17 protein-coding genes are annotated in these 14017 nt (G+C 63.1%); 6 read left to right on the top strand and 11 right to left on the bottom strand.

Going from position 1 to position 14017, the window contains the following annotated elements; translation table 11 throughout:
• Window positions 1-162: 162 nt before the first annotated feature.
• Window positions 163-840 carry a hypothetical protein gene (locus NKH59_RS06285; RefSeq protein WP_353021336.1) on the top strand — a complete coding sequence of 226 codons (678 nt, stop codon included), beginning with the start codon at window positions 163-165 and terminating at the stop codon, window positions 838-840.
• A 69-nt stretch (window positions 841-909) separates the two neighbouring features.
• Window positions 910-1242, top strand: a complete 333-nt coding sequence (locus tag NKH59_RS06290; protein WP_352577293.1) for a hypothetical protein — start codon at window positions 910-912, stop codon at window positions 1240-1242.
• 8 nt (window positions 1243-1250) lie between these two features.
• On the opposite strand, the gene NKH59_RS06295 is transcribed toward NKH59_RS06290, so the two are convergent.
• The 4 genes from NKH59_RS06295 to NKH59_RS06310 all read right to left on the bottom strand — a co-directional run bounded on the left by NKH59_RS06295 (window position 1251) and on the right by NKH59_RS06310 (window position 4764).
• Window positions 1251-1475, bottom strand: coding sequence for a hypothetical protein (locus NKH59_RS06295; protein ID WP_353021339.1), 225 nt, complete (start codon window positions 1473-1475; stop codon window positions 1251-1253).
• On the bottom strand, window positions 1456-1950 hold the full coding sequence (locus NKH59_RS06300) for a hypothetical protein (RefSeq protein ID WP_353021341.1): 495 nt from the start codon (window positions 1948-1950) through the stop codon (window positions 1456-1458). The genes NKH59_RS06295 and NKH59_RS06300 overlap by 20 nt, the downstream gene beginning before the upstream one ends.
• Before the next feature lie 179 nt (window positions 1951-2129).
• Window positions 2130-2843 (bottom strand): DUF805 domain-containing protein, encoded by a 714-nt coding sequence (locus NKH59_RS06305; RefSeq protein WP_353021342.1) that lies wholly within the window; start codon window positions 2841-2843, stop codon window positions 2130-2132.
• Window positions 2844-2931: 88 nt separating this feature from the next.
• Window positions 2932-4764: a DEAD/DEAH box helicase gene (locus NKH59_RS06310; protein WP_353021344.1), complete on the bottom strand. Its 1833-nt coding sequence runs from the start codon at window positions 4762-4764 to the stop codon at window positions 2932-2934.
• Window positions 4765-4966: 202 nt separating this feature from the next.
• On the opposite strand from NKH59_RS06310, the gene NKH59_RS06315 reads away from it, so the two are divergent.
• Window positions 4967-5116, top strand: a complete 150-nt coding sequence (locus tag NKH59_RS06315) for a hypothetical protein (protein WP_352450216.1) — start codon at window positions 4967-4969, stop codon at window positions 5114-5116.
• Between the two features lie 106 nt (window positions 5117-5222).
• Window positions 5223-6257 carry an aspartate-semialdehyde dehydrogenase gene (locus tag NKH59_RS06320; RefSeq protein ID WP_023680535.1) on the top strand — a complete coding sequence of 345 codons (1035 nt, stop codon included), beginning with the start codon at window positions 5223-5225 and terminating at the stop codon, window positions 6255-6257.
• A gap of 399 nt (window positions 6258-6656) precedes the next feature.
• On the opposite strand, the gene NKH59_RS06325 is transcribed toward NKH59_RS06320, so the two are convergent.
• Window positions 6657-7064 carry an ACT domain-containing protein gene (locus NKH59_RS06325; protein WP_352685360.1) on the bottom strand — a complete coding sequence of 136 codons (408 nt, stop codon included), beginning with the start codon at window positions 7062-7064 and terminating at the stop codon, window positions 6657-6659.
• A 260-nt stretch (window positions 7065-7324) separates the two neighbouring features.
• Here NKH59_RS06325 and NKH59_RS06330 point away from each other — a divergent pair, with 260 nt between their 5' ends.
• Together NKH59_RS06330 and NKH59_RS06335 are read left to right on the top strand one after the other, a co-directional pair.
• Window positions 7325-7735, top strand: coding sequence for a DoxX family protein (locus NKH59_RS06330; protein WP_352615511.1), 411 nt, complete (start codon window positions 7325-7327; stop codon window positions 7733-7735).
• 190 nt (window positions 7736-7925) lie between these two features.
• Window positions 7926-8189, top strand: coding sequence for a YMGG-like glycine zipper-containing protein (locus NKH59_RS06335; protein WP_023680734.1), 264 nt, complete (start codon window positions 7926-7928; stop codon window positions 8187-8189).
• Between the two features lie 72 nt (window positions 8190-8261).
• On the opposite strand, the gene rpsP is transcribed toward NKH59_RS06335, so the two are convergent.
• The 6 genes from rpsP to NKH59_RS06365 form a co-directional block, all read right to left on the bottom strand.
• On the bottom strand, window positions 8262-8663 hold the full coding sequence (gene rpsP, locus NKH59_RS06340) for a 30S ribosomal protein S16 (RefSeq protein WP_352615509.1): 402 nt from the start codon (window positions 8661-8663) through the stop codon (window positions 8262-8264).
• A 50-nt stretch (window positions 8664-8713) separates the two neighbouring features.
• Window positions 8714-9040 carry a chorismate mutase gene (locus tag NKH59_RS06345; RefSeq protein WP_254817890.1) on the bottom strand — a complete coding sequence of 109 codons (327 nt, stop codon included), beginning with the start codon at window positions 9038-9040 and terminating at the stop codon, window positions 8714-8716.
• A 7-nt stretch (window positions 9041-9047) separates the two neighbouring features.
• Window positions 9048-10676 (bottom strand): signal recognition particle protein, encoded by a 1629-nt coding sequence (ffh, locus tag NKH59_RS06350; RefSeq protein WP_353021347.1) that lies wholly within the window; start codon window positions 10674-10676, stop codon window positions 9048-9050.
• Window positions 10677-11085: 409 nt separating this feature from the next.
• A complete protein-coding gene (locus NKH59_RS06355) occupies window positions 11086-12054 on the bottom strand; it encodes a CPBP family intramembrane glutamic endopeptidase (protein ID WP_353021350.1) in 969 nt (322 codons plus the stop codon).
• 147 nt (window positions 12055-12201) lie between these two features.
• The gene (locus NKH59_RS06360) at window positions 12202-12804 is read right to left on the bottom strand and encodes a DUF1236 domain-containing protein (protein ID WP_353021352.1); all 603 of its coding nucleotides are present in this window, start codon (window positions 12802-12804) and stop codon (window positions 12202-12204) included.
• A gap of 63 nt (window positions 12805-12867) precedes the next feature.
• The gene (locus tag NKH59_RS06365) at window positions 12868-13962 is read right to left on the bottom strand and encodes a zinc-binding metallopeptidase family protein (RefSeq protein ID WP_353021354.1); all 1095 of its coding nucleotides are present in this window, start codon (window positions 13960-13962) and stop codon (window positions 12868-12870) included.
• Between the last annotated feature and the right edge of the window lie 55 nt (window positions 13963-14017).

Here is a 14017-nt window from a genome sequence, read left to right on the forward strand (position 1 = left end):
CCGTGAATTATGCACAAGCCGGCTCGATCTCAATACGATTAACCCGAACTGCTATTTGTTTCGCATACTGATTCAAACGTTTGACATTTGGTTGGCAATTACGTATATTCATCTTGTCGGATGGCTCATGACGAGCACACCGCAAATTGAAGGACGGCTAAAGTGATTAATCTGCTAAGCGAACAGTCTGAATCGGTTCGGTGGCGACTGATGGTGGGCGCGGCAAAGAAGGCGGCCGAGGCGCAGGGTTATTCCCTAGCCCGCGTGCCGGGACGGGGCCTGTCGAACATTTGGAACATCACCAAGGACGGCAAGACGACAGTGGCCGCGATCCGCACTACGCGCGACCGCTACATCGCCTTCCCTCCGTTGAAAGGGGGCACGAAGTGGAAGACGCTTGATGATGTCGAGACTGTCATCGTTGCGACGGTGGACTCGAAGGATGACCCGGAAAACGTCGAGGTCTACATTTTTCCGGCCGATGACGTGCGCAAGCGTTTCAACGCCCACTATGCCGCCCGCTCCAAGGAGGGGCAGACTATCAAGGATAATTTCGGCATGTGGGTAGGGCTCGACCGCGACAATCGCGGTATTGCCGCCAGTGTCGGGACGGGCATTCTCGATCACTACAAGCGTGTCGCGGTCTATGCGATTTCCGATCTACTCGGCGACAATCCTCACGAAGAAGCGGGCAGGGAAGAGGTAGAGCACGCGCCCGAGACGGTCGAACCTAGCTTGTCCACAATCGCCGAAGTGATGGCCTGGGCGAGAGACCGCGTGGCCCAGCTTGCAGGCGTGCAGGTGGAGGCGGTGAAGCTCGATTTGAAGATCGAGTATTGATGCCTGCGTTGACGGCCGGCTTAACCTCCTCTAATAGGATTCTTATCAATCCTATTAGAGGAGTGACGAATGCCAAATCTCGTCAAGGTGAAGCTCGACTACAGCGCCGTAGGGTCGCTTCTCGAAGACCTCCAGGTCGGCCGGCGTGACGACGTTAAATTGAGAATTCGTGCTGGGATTGTCTCGGCTCATGTGAAGCGAGCGGATGGCCGCGTTCAGTCAGCCACGACAATGCTTAACGGACAATTTCGGCAACTGACCGATTTCAATCCGTCAGGATTGACGCCAGCGGCGCGGCGAAGGATTGTCAAGAAACTCCGCAAAGATGGCCATCGTCAAACCGCAATCGCCGATCTGATCGGCGTATCGCAAGCGACCGTCTCACTCGATCTCCGGAAATAGAATGAGCGTTAAGGGTCTCGCCGGCCGCTAACAATGGCGATGATGCCCACAACGGCTGATGTCGCTTCAATGCAAATGGCGGCATCGCGGAAGCCGGCAGTGCGCTGATGTTGTAGTCGCAAGGCAAGGTCTAGCGCCGTGCGCGCATGTTTACGCACTTCCTCGGCCGCGCCGCCCCGCATCTCAACAGCGACATAGGCCTCAATCATGCGCTTATAGTCGGTAGTGCTCACGCGCACATCCGCCTCGGGTTGGATGCTTCGTAGGGTCGAAAACTTCCTGGGCAACTGAAATAAGGGCTTCCCGGCAAAGCAGACCGATCGCTTGGAACTGCTCCTCGGTCTTCGCGCGGGAGAGGCGCTCACGCGCATCTACAATAGTTCGATCGACACGAGCCCAGCCGGTAGGCGGAGTCTCTGCCACCCGGGAAGCGCGAACGCGAGAAATCAGCGGCGCAAATAGATCGGCGACATAGGCGCGCCGGGGTCCATAGCCCGCGATGTCAGCGCTCCATTTTCCATACCATTGCCAAAGGTCGCTGTAGGGCAGCGGGTTCTCAATTTCCCGGTTGCGCAGTTCGTCAGCTACCGTGCGATAATCCTCCTGGAACTCATTATTCACCTCGCCGATGCGAGCGCCACCAGTGGCAACGCTGATCATCACGGCTCGCAGCTTGTCGAGTAAGGCGAGTAGTTCCGGGTCCGTCATGGACGATTCCTCGTGCGCGCGCTAGCGTGGGTCTCCTCCATGCGCGCTGAAATACGCTGCACAACCCCCTTCGTCATTTCTAAAAACAGGTCGAGCTCCTCAGCGTTGAAGTGCCGACGGCACGGGCAGAAGGTGTTCCTTAGGCTGTCGTCTGGCGGGGCACTAGACTAAGGACGACACTAAACCCTGACACCCGCCGGCACGGGACCCCACTTGTTCTCGCGCGGCTGGGTCGGGATCAGCGCAAAGATCAGGATGATCACGGTGCCGAAGGTCGGGATCAGGAAAAGCAGAAAGAGCCATCCCGTCAGGCCGGTATCGTGCAGGCGACGCACGTTCAGCCCGAACCATGGCAGGGCTGTCGCCAGCAGGAAGAGACCGGAAAGGCCGACCGTCACTGCCGGCAATTCACTGTTGTCGAGATTGCCCATGGCGTCGTCGATAAAGACGCCGAGTCCCATGACCACGATCAGCGCGATCGTCCAGAACAGACAATAGCCCCAATACTCCTTGCGGCGGGCACGGCCGGCGAAGTTGAAGTAATTCTCGGTCAGACCCCGCCAGAAATAGTTCCACAGGCCAGCCGATTCGGCCGGACTTTGTTCAGCGGAACGGCCGAAATGTTGCGGCTGACGTGCCGCGGGCGCATTGCCGGCCTGAGTTGGGGCGGCGGTTGCAGTGGAGGCGTCGGCGGGCGCGCTGGCAGGTTGGGAGCGGATCGAAAAAACATCGCGTGCCCGTCCGCCAGCCGGCTGGAATTCGACGGTCGTACCTCCGGCAACCGATGCTTCGCGGCGCAAATCTTCGCGCGCCAAAGTGTAGCGGTTGCCGTCGGCTCCGGTGATGAAGCCGAAACCCTGGTCTTCGTCGTAATGAAGAACTTCGCCGCGCATGTCCTGCCCACCCCCATTTCCCCGCCCCAGACTGTGCAAAGTTCCGGCAGACCGCAAGGGGCGTGCGGAAATGGAGAGTGCTGGCTATTTACCCCGGCCGTTTCTTCGATTTCTTGTGTTTCGCAGGTCCGCCTTCGAACTTCGCCTTGGCCGGTTTCCCGGCCCAGGGCTTCGCCTCGAATGCCGGGCGCTGGTCGGCCGGTGCGCGCTTCTCGAATTTGGGCGTGTTCTGATCGAAGGTGCGCTTGCCGCGGTGCGGCTTCTTGTCGGGTCGTGGTTCCTGGTAGCCGGCCCGCGACAAATCCGGCGTGCCATCCAGCCGCTTGACCGCAATGTTGCCCTGCAGCTTGCGGTCGGGGCCGATCGCAGCGAGGAAACGCTCGGCCCAGTCCGCCGCGATCTGCACGAAGGTTTCCTCCGGCTGCATCTTGATGGCGCCGATCTCGCGCTTGGAAATGCCGCCTGTCCGGCACAGCATCGGGATCAGCCAGCGTGGCTCGGCATTCTGCCGGCGTCCGACCGACAGCGAGAACCAGACGCTGTCGCCGAAATCGTCGCGGCGGCTCGGTGTCTCGTCCCGCCGCGCAAATTTTTCGCCCGACGGCGTGAACGCTGCCACGTCGAGAAGATCCTCCGGCGCCGAGTGGCTGGAGCGGCACATCCGCACGAAGGCGGCGGCAACCTGTTCGGGCCCGTGCTGATCGAGAAGCGCCTCGACGAAGCCGCGCTCCTCATCCTTCATAGGCTCGCTGAAGACCGGATCAGCGAGAATGCGCTCATCGTCGCGCCGTATCACGTCGTCGGCCGACGGCGGGCTCGCCCAGGTTGCCGCAAGGCCGGCACTTTGCAGCAGCCGCTCGGTGCGCCTGCGGGCACTATTGGGCACGATCAGCGCGCTGACGCCCTTGCGTCCCGCACGACCCGTACGTCCGCTTCGGTGCAGGAGCGTTTCCGGGTTGGTCGGCAGGTCGGCATGGATCACCAGCTCGAGATTGGGCAGGTCGATGCCGCGTGCCGCGACGTCGGTGGCGATGCAGACCTTGGCGCGGCCGTCGCGCATCGCCTGCAGCGCGTGGCTGCGCTCGTTCTGGCTAAGCTCGCCGGACAGCGCCACGACGGAAAAGTTGCGATTGTTGAAGCGCGCCGTCAGATGGTTGACGGCGGCGCGGGTGTTGCAGAACACCAATGCATTCTTGGCCTCGTAGTAGCGAAGCACGTTGATGATGGCGTTTTCGCGGTCCGCCTGGGCGACGCTCAGCGCCCGGTATTCGATGTCGAGATGCTGCTTTTCCTCGCCGGAGGCCGAGATGCGCACAGCATCGCGCTGGTAGCCCTTGGCCAGCGTGGCGATGGAGCGCGGCACGGTCGCGGAAAACATCAGCGTGCGGCGATCGGCGGGTGCGGCATCGAGGATGAATTCCAGATCCTCGCGAAAGCCGAGATCGAGCATCTCGTCGGCCTCGTCGAGCACCACTGCCTTGAGCGCCGACATGTCGAGCGAATTGCGGGTGATGTGATCGCGCAGGCGGCCGGGCGTGCCCACGACGATATGGGCGCCGCGCTCCAGCACGCGCCGTTCGGTGCGCATGTCCATGCCGCCGACGCAGGACGCCACCGTGGCGCCGGTCAGTTCGTAGAGCCATTCCAGCTCGCGCGTTACCTGCAGGGCCAACTCCCGCGTCGGCGCCACGGCCAGCGCCAGGGGTGCCGCCGCGTGGGAAAACCGCTCCGCGCCATCGAGAAGGGTCGGCGCCAAAGCCAGACCGAAGGCGACGGTCTTGCCGGAGCCGGTCTGGGCCGAAACCAGCGCATCGGCCTGCCCAAGCTCGAGAACGGCGTTCTGCACCGGCGTCAGCTCGACATAGCCGCGTTTTTCCAGCGCCTTTGCCAGCGCGGGAACAATAGCTTCGAAGTTGGACATCTTGCTCTTTCGAAATTCGGATTCTGAATACCCGGCGACGGGTCAAATGTCGGCAAGCGCCAACAGACGGGCGCCACGAGCCAGACGATGCTCGTTCGTACTTGGTGCCGCCGTCATTGTACAGGGCGGGCGGGTCGGCCTGCTTGCGATTGACTCTAGACGTAAACCGCGTAAAAGCCGGCACCGAACGGGATAGTTTTCGATGCGCGGCCTTTTGATGGCGCTTTCTGCCTTCGACATCCCCGGCCCCAATGCGAACCATTGGGCCGGGCGCGTCGCTGCGTCTCCTCGTTCCAGCAAAATCACGTTCTTGCTCAAAAAAACCGGCAAAACGACCACCAAAACGGTCTGATTCCCTTGGCCTAACCACCCTCTCCCGGGTCCGGCCCGGGGGTTGAAACTCGCATCGGCCGGCGGGTTTTCTCCAGAAACCGAGCGGAGAGGGACAGGAGATTTCGATGAGTTTCAAGGTTGCGATCGTCGGCGCCACGGGCAATGTGGGCCGGGAAATGCTCAACATACTGGAGGAACGCGGCTTTCCGGTGAGCGAGGTGGTGGCGCTGGCCTCGCGGCGCAGCCAGGGCACGGAAGTGTCGTTCGGCGACCGCACGCTGAAGGTCAGGGCGCTCGACCAATATGATTTTTCCGACACCGACATCTGCATCATGTCGGCCGGCGGCAACGTCTCCAAGGAATGGTCGCCGAAGATCGGCAAGCAGGGCTGCGTCGTCATCGACAATTCGTCGGCCTTCCGCTACGACCAGGACGTGCCGCTGATCGTTCCGGAAGTGAACCCGGATGCGATCTCGCTGTTCACGCGCAAGAACATCATTGCCAACCCGAACTGCTCGACGGCGCAGCTGGTCGTGGCGCTGAAGCCGCTGCATGACGCGGCCACCATCAAGCGCGTCGTCGTCGCCACCTACCAGTCGGTCTCCGGCGCCGGCAAGGAAGGCATGGACGAATTGTTCACGCAGACGCGCGCGGTGTTTGTCGCAGACCAGGTCGACGTCAAGAAGTTCACCAAGCGTATCGCCTTCAACGTCATCCCGCATATCGACGTCTTCCTCGACGACGGCTTCACCAAGGAAGAGTGGAAGATGGTGGCCGAGACCAAGAAGATGCTCGACCCGAAGATCAAGCTGACGGCGACCTGCGTGCGCGTGCCGGTGTTCATCGGCCATTCGGAAGCGGTCAACATCGAGTTCGAGAAGCCGATCACCGCCGATGAGGCGCGCGAGATCCTGCGCGAGGCGCCGGGCTGCCAGGTCATCGACAAGCGCGAGGACGGCGGCTACATCACGCCGCTGGAATCGGCCGGCGAGGACGCCACCTTCATCTCGCGCATCCGCGAGGACTCGACCATCGACAACGGCCTGTCGATGTGGATCGTCTCCGACAATCTGCGCAAGGGCGCGGCACTCAATGCGGTGCAGATCGCCGAGCTGCTGGTCGAGCGCGGGCTGATCCAGCCGAAGAAGAAGGCGGCATAGTTCGCTCACGGCCGTATCGCCGCTAGCGCGGCTGGCCTCCGCGGGGGCGCCGGACGACCGGCGGCCCGCAGTCGCGGGCTCGGCCTTCGGCCGCGATTTTTGCTCAGCTTGCTTTTCCGCTCACGGCTGTATCGCTGCTGTCGCGGCTGGCCCTCCGCGGGGGCGCCGGAAGGCCGGCGGACCGCAGTCGCGGGCTCGGCCTTCGGCCGTTGTTTCGCTCACGGCCGTATCACCGCTAGCGCGGCTGGCCTCCGCGGGGGCGCCGGACGACCGGCGGCCTGCGGTCGCAGGCTCGGCCTTCGGCCGTTTTGCGCCCTTCTCGCCGTTCACGGGGGGAAGGTTCCGGCAGGCGTATGAGGGGCAGCGCAGGCGTCTCAAATAGGCAGCAAGGCGCCGGCGTCACAGCCGGTTCTCCTCCGCTAGGTCCAACAGCAACTCCAGCGCCTCCTCCGCCCGGTCGGCGGGCACGAACAGATGATCGTGGTAGAAGGCCGAGACCGGATTGACGCCGATGCCGGCGGTGGCCAGCCGCGCGGTGATGGCGGCGAGGAAGCCGACCGCTTCCAGCGACGAATGGATGTTCAGCGTCAGCATCCGGCAGCGGAACACGGTTTTCAGTCCAGCGGCCTTGGCATGGTCTTCAAGCACGATCAGCGTCGTGCCCTCGCGCTCGCGAAATAGCATCACCGGGTGGAGCCTGTCGGGAGCGGGCGCATCGGGTGGCAACGTGGTGAAGACATGAACGCCGGCAAGCAATTCCGGCGTCATCGCCGCCAGCAACTGTTTCAGGTCGGTCTCTCCGGCCATCGGTTGCTTTTCGTTGTGCGATCAGGCGGCGGCTGCCGTCGAGCGTCGGCAGACACCCCTACGGATTTTCAATAACGCCCTCCATCTCACCTCGCAAGGTGGACTTGACCAGGTTCGTTGCCGGCTGAACTTGTACATCCGAGGTCGCCGTCCCCCGGAGTGAAAAAGAGCTGGAGGCGTGTCGGATCGCCGTCATGGGCCGCGTCCTTGGTTCGACCTGGCGAAGGAGCCAGTGCTCACAACGACCGGAGGGAACATCAATGACCATGTCTCAGGCAGCACCCGTCTCACCGCGTGCCCTGTGGGCCGGCCGCGTGCTCAGCGCCGTCATCGTGCTGTTCATGATCTTCGACGGCGTCATCAAGCTACCGCCGCTCGAAATCGTCACCCAGACCATGGTGCAGCTCGGCTGGCCGGCCGATGCCAATGTCTCGCGCATGCTCGGCATCATTGGACTGGTCTCGACAGCGCTTTACGCGCTGCCGCGCACCTCGGTGCTCGGCGCCATCCTGCTCACCGCCTATCTCGGCGGTGCCGTCGCCACGCATGTGCGTATCGGCAGCCCTTTGTTCTCGCACATACTGTTCGGCGTCTATCTCGGCGCCATCCTCTGGGGTGGCCTGTATCTGCGCGATCCAAGGGTGCGCGCGTTATTCCCGTTCAGCCAATAGCGCGACATCGAAAGCCGCTCGATGGTGGCCAGGCCGCCAGAGCGGGCGCGGTCTGCCGCCGCCTTTCTACTCTTTGGATCAAATTGAGCGCCGCCGGGCGGCAGCCGATCTTCTTCTTTGGATCAAATCGCCTGGTTGCGAGTTAGGGGGTGCAGCGGCGAGGACGGCACCCTGTTGGAGAGGAACGACAATGAAAAAGGTGATGATCTTGATGGCCCTGCTGGTGCCGCTCGGTGCCTGCTCCCGTACTGAGCAAGGCGCGGCAGTTGGTGGCCTGGGCGGTGCGGCGGTCGGCGCTGCTGTGGCCGGCAACCCGACCAAGGGCGCGGTGATCGGCGGTGCGGCCGGCGCTTTGGCCGGTGCGCTGATCGGCCGTGCCAGCGAAAGCGGCCAATGCCGTTATCGCGATCGTAACGGTCGTGTCTACGTTGCGAGTTGTCCGGAAGGCTATTGATCGGGCCGCATCATATGGATGCAATAGCAAAACGGCGGGCAGGGCCCGCCGTTTCGTGGTTGTGGAGATGATTTATTCGGCGCTGGCGGCTTCCGACTCGGCCGGCGCGGCTGCGGCGGCGGCAACGGCCGCGGCGGCATCTTCCTGCGCCTTCTTCAGCAAGGCTGCGCGCTCCTGCGCCTTCTTGCCGGGCTCGGCCTTCTTCGGGTTGGAGCGGGCTTCGCGCTTGGCGATGCCGGCTTCATCGAGGAAGCGCAGCACGCGGTCGGTCGGCTGGGCGCCATGCGACAGCCAATGCTTGACGCGCTCGGCGTCGACCTTGACGCGTTCGCCGTCCTTGGGCAGCAGCGGATTCCACGAGCCGAGCGACTCGATGAAACGGCCGTCGCGCGGCGAACGCGCGTCGGCGACGACGACATGGTAATAGGGACGCTTCTTCGAGCCCGCACGGGCCAATCGGATTTTCAGTGGCATTTCTTTTCTCCTAAAAGCTCTGATCTGGTTGATCGGTTGGTGGCTGGTCCTCAGCCGGTTTTCGTCACGCCGTTGGATGCGGCGATCTGCTCGTGATGGCGGATCACTTCGCGGACGACGAAGTTCAGGAATTTCTCCGCGAAATCCGGGTCGAGATGGGCGTCCTTCGCCAGTTGGCGAAGACGGGCGATCTGCTCCTGCTCGCGCGCCGGGTCGGCAGGCGGCAGGCCATGTTCCGCCTTCAGCACGCCGACTGCCTTGGTGCAGCGGAAGCGCTCGGCCAGCATGTGGATCAGCGCCGCGTCGATATTGTCAATAGAGGCGCGATAATTGGCCAGCGCCGCACGCGCGTCCGCCATGTCCTTCTCTTCGTTCATGGCGCCCTCACTTCTTCTTGCCGAGGCCATTCTTGCCAAGCATTGGCAGCCCGCCACCGCCCGGCAGGCCGGGAAGTTTCATGCCGCCGGGCAGCCCAGGCAGGCCACCGCCACCGGGAAGACCACCGGGCAGGCCCTTCATGCCGCCGAGCCCGGCCGCCTGGGCCTGCTTCTGCAAGGCGTCGATCTGCTTGGGGTCCATCTTGGAGAGGTCCGGCATGCCGCCGCCCATCATGCCGCCTCCGGGACCGCCTGGGCCGCCAGGCATCATGCCGCCGAGCCCCATCTTGGAAGCGAGGCCGCCCATCATGCCGCGCATCAGGCCGCCGCCTTTGCCCTTGCCGCCCATCGCCTTCATCATGTCGGCCATGCCGCGATGCATCTTCAACAGTTTGTTGATTTCGGCCGCGTCGGTACCCGAGCCGGCGGCGATGCGCTTCTTGCGCGAGTGCTTCAGAATATCGGGGTTGGCGCGCTCGGCCTTGGTCATCGACGAGATGATGGCGAGCTGGCGACCGAACATCTTGTCGTCGAGCCCGGCGGCGGCCATCTGGTCCTTCATCTTGCCCATGCCGGGCATCATGCCCATGATGCCACCCATGCCACCCATTTTCGACATTTGCTGAAGCTGGCCGGCGAGGTCGTTCAGGTCGAACTTGCCCGACTGCATCTTCCTGGCCAACGCCGCGGCCTGCTCGGCGTCGATGTTCTCGGCCGCCTTTTCGACGAGGCTGACGATGTCGCCCATGCCGAGGATGCGGTCGGCGATGCGCTTGGGGTGGAATTCCTCCAGCGCGTCCATTTTTTCGCCGGTGCCGATCAGCTTGATCGGCTTGCCGGTGACGGCGCGCATCGAGAGCGCCGCACCACCGCGGCCGTCGCCGTCCATGCGGGTCAGCACGAGGCCGGTGATGCCGACGCGCTCGTCGAAGCTTTTCGCCAGATTGACGGCGTCCTGGCCGGTCAGCGAATCGGCGACCAGCAGGATCTCGTGCGGCGACGACATCTTCTTGATGTCGGCCATCTCGACCATCAACGGCTCGTCGATATGGGTGCGGCCGGCGGTATCGAGGATGACGACGTCATGGCCGCCGAGCTTGGCCGCCTGCACGGCGCGGCGGGCGATATCGACCGGCGTCTGACCGGCGACGATCGGCAATGTGGCGACCTTGACCTGCTCGCCGAGCTGGCGGAGCTGCTCTTGCGCGGCAGGACGCCGCGTGTCGAGCGAGGCCATCAAAACCTTCTTGTTTTGACGGTCGGCGAGGCGCCTGGCGATCTTGGCCGAGGTCGTCGTCTTGCCGGAACCCTGCAAGCCGATCATCATGATGACGACCGGAGCCGGTGCATTGAGGTCGATGGCGACGCCCTCGGCGCCGAGCATCTCGACCAGCTCGTCATGGACGATCTTGACGACCATCTGGCCGGGCTTGATCGACTTGACCACGGCGGCGCCGACGGCCTTCTCGCGCACCTTGTCGGTGAAGGAACGCACCACTTCCAGCGCCACGTCGGCCTCGAGCAACGCACGGCGCACCTCGCGCAGCGCCGCCGAGACATCAGCCTCCGACAAGGCGCCGCGGCCGGTGAGGCCGTTCAGGATCGAACCAAGACGCTCTTGCAGGGACTCAAACATTGGTCAACCCGCCGCGCGACAGCGCCTTGGATTCATTTTGACCCCTGTCGGGCCGAAGGCCCTCCACGCCTCTTGTGCGTTCCTGTAGCGATTCAAACATTCTTTTTCCTTTTCCCTGGCACCCGGATGATGCCCGAGAGGTAATGCGTTCGCGCCAACTGTCCAAGCAAAAGCCGGTCCGGGCAAAGCCCAAAGCCAAAAAGCACCCGGGGGCGCACAGCGCTGCCGGGTGTTGGCCTCCGGGATCGATTTACAGCACTTCACCTCAAAGAGGTTTCGGCGTCCCGGTCGGTTTGCTCGGAGGAATACTCGTCGCGGAATTCGCGGCGTGTAGACAGGAAATCGGCCGCAGAGTCAAGCTTTGGTCAAGCTTTGCGTCAAATAGCTCAGGACGACCAGGCAATGCACATCAGCGCACGCTGCCGGCGCGCGCCATATCCGGCTCGACCTTCAGCGGTGAGCGCGGATGTAAAAGCAGCAGAACGGTCAACAGGCTGCTGACGACGCCGATCGAAGCGATGAGGACGGCGTCTGAAGTCGTCCAGCCCGCGGCTTCGAGCGGCTTGGCGTTGAACAGGGCGAAGGAATTATAGCTTTGCTGGTGCGAAATCAGCAGGAAGCCGGTCAGATTGTTGCCGAGATGGGCGCCAAAGCCGGCACCGAGATTGCCGGTTGCATAGACCAGAAGCGTCAGCAGCAGCGCAAAGGCAGCGATCGAGGCCAGCACGCAGGCATTGATGGCAGCGCTTGAACCTGGGCTCCAGTGCAGGGAGGTGAACAGCAATCCCGGCAGCAGCGCCCAGATGAAAGAGTTCCGGAACCGGCTCGCCAGGCCCCTGAGCAGATAACCGCGAAACAGCATCTCCTCCGACGAGGTCTGCAGAAAGGTCAGGGCGGCGATCGGGATCAGGAACAAAAGCCACGCGGACAGGCCGATCGCGCCGCGCGCGATGTCGGGCTGCAAACCATAAAGCAGGATCTCGGAAAGCAGCGAGGTGATCAGCACCGCGGTCAGTCCTTTCAGGAACCCCGACCAAGAAATGCGCCGGCTGACGCCAATCAGGGCTGTCAGCTTCTCTTGATGGATCCAGCGCATGGCAGCCCAAAGGCCGAGCCAGATTCCGGCAAATGAAGCCAGCGCCGCAAGGATGCCTGCAGGAGAGGCCATGAAATCCTGCACCGCTCCCCCACCTGGCGGGGCGGTGCCAGACGATGCCTGCCAAACGGCAAAGGCATAGGTGCCGCCGAACAGCACGGCGGCAGTGGTTCCGAGCCAGAACAGGATGACGACCACCGCTCCAAGCAGAAGCCGCGGCAAAGTGGTCTTGTTGTTGGCGGTGTGCCGGTACTGTTGGAAGGCGGTTGGGTCGATCGTCACGCGGGCTCGCTGGCTGGTGCTTCGGCTCGCAAGGTCTAGAACATCGGCCCCAATGTGGAAACCGGTATTGCAGCGGCAATACCGGCTTGTGGCAATGTCGGGAGTGCGAGCGGTCGCCATTACAGGGCGACCTCCCTGTTTGTATCGTCAGCGCACGACGTACACGATACGCCGGCTGCCCGGATCGACCAGTGCCGGCTGGCCGTTCAAATAGACGTAACGGTAATCATAGTCCGGAATCTCGCGCAGCTCGACGGTGTCAGGCAACGTCGCGCCCGTCACCACCTCGCCCTCGAGATAGACCGGATCGAGCCGATGCGTACGTACATAGGTACGGATCTCGGCCGGCGGTCTCCGGATAGGCTCGATCGCCTCGCCGGCGACGATTGCTCCGGTATAGCTGTCGGAATACTCGACGCTATCGGCGGGCGGCGTCACGACGGCAATGTCGGCGCTGGCCGGACGCTGTGTCAGGACCACACGGCTGCCGCCGAAATCGGCCGTCACATAGTCGGAATAGACCCAGCCCTGGCCGTTAGCCTCGGCGATGGTGCACCATTTGCTGTTGGCGATGCAGCCGTCGAGCGTCGCCGACTGGCCGGCCGCAAGCACGCCGATCACCGGATACTGCGGGCCGGGGCCGGCGCGTACATTGAGATCAGTGATGGCCGAGACGGCGGTGTCGGCCAAAGCAGAGCCCGACATCGCTATGAGCGCTCCGGCCACCGCCGGAAACAATATGCGTTTCATGGTCTTCTCTCCGTTTCACAGTCCCTTGGCACGGAAAACGAAGCAAAGCCGCATGCGTTCCGGCTAAAAGGCTTCGGCCGGCTCACGATTTGTTCCAGTCGTTTTCGGCAGGTCGGTCAAAAGCTTGTGAACAAAAGCAAGTTTTTGCGCCGCCACGTCCGAGATGACGAAGGGATAGAGATCGGGCAGGCCCATGCAGCGGTTGATCGAGTTGGACGCCTCCGACAGCACCAGCCAGCGGTCGAGTATCCTTTCGAAAGGCTCTGGCCTGGAGGCGGGTTCCGATGGTGCCGGCTGCAACTTGCCGCCGGTATCGGCGCGCGGCAGCTCGTTGGCTTCAACGGTTTCCAGCCGGCCGAGCGGGAAATTCAGGGCATGCACCATCTCCAGTGTGTCGGTGATGTGCATGTGATGCGCCCATGTCTCGGCCCAGTCCTCCCATGGGTGCGACGTCGCATAGGCCGAGATATGGCGCTGCTGCCAGTCGGGCGGCGCGCCATCGGCATAATAGGTCTTCAGCGCCTGTTCGTAGCCGGCGCGCTCGTCGCCGAACAAAGCGCGAAAACCGGCAAGCTTTTGCGAATCGTCGCGGATCAGGCGGTCCCAGTAATAATGGCCGAGTTCATGGCGGAAATGGCCGAGCAGCGTGCGGTAGTTCTCGCCCATCTCGACGCGCCGCCGTTCGCGCTCTGCCGAATCCGCTTCGGCGACGTTGAGCGTGATCCGGCCGTTGTCATGACCGGTCAGGATACGTTCGCCGCCCGGACCGCCGCCGATCGGATCGGCAAGAAAATCGAAAGCGAGACCGATCTCGTCGCCAACGTCCTGCTTGGGTGCGACCGGCAGGCCGAAGGCGAGCAGCGAATAGACGGCACGCTTCTTTGCCGCCTCGACACGGATCCAGCGGCGGCGGTTGCCGTCGACCGACAGATCCGGGATCAGCTGGTTCAGCGCACAGGCGCGGCAGAAGGCGTGGCCGGGCTCCGTCATCCAGTTGCAGGCGCATTCGTCGGCATTGGTGCAATAGAAGACCTCGGCGCCGGACAGCGCGAAGCGCGCATGCTCGGGATCGTAGAGCACGAGGCTGGCGCAGTTCAGGCATTGCGCGTTCTCGAAATAGAGACGGTGGCCGCAATGCGGGCAGTCGAAAAGCTTCATTGGCGTCTCAAATCATTCGAAATGCGGAGGACGATACGAGCAGGAGAACGCCAAA

This window comes from Mesorhizobium sp. M0998, from assembly GCF_040318885.1.
Classification (GTDB): domain Bacteria; phylum Pseudomonadota; class Alphaproteobacteria; order Rhizobiales; family Rhizobiaceae; genus Mesorhizobium.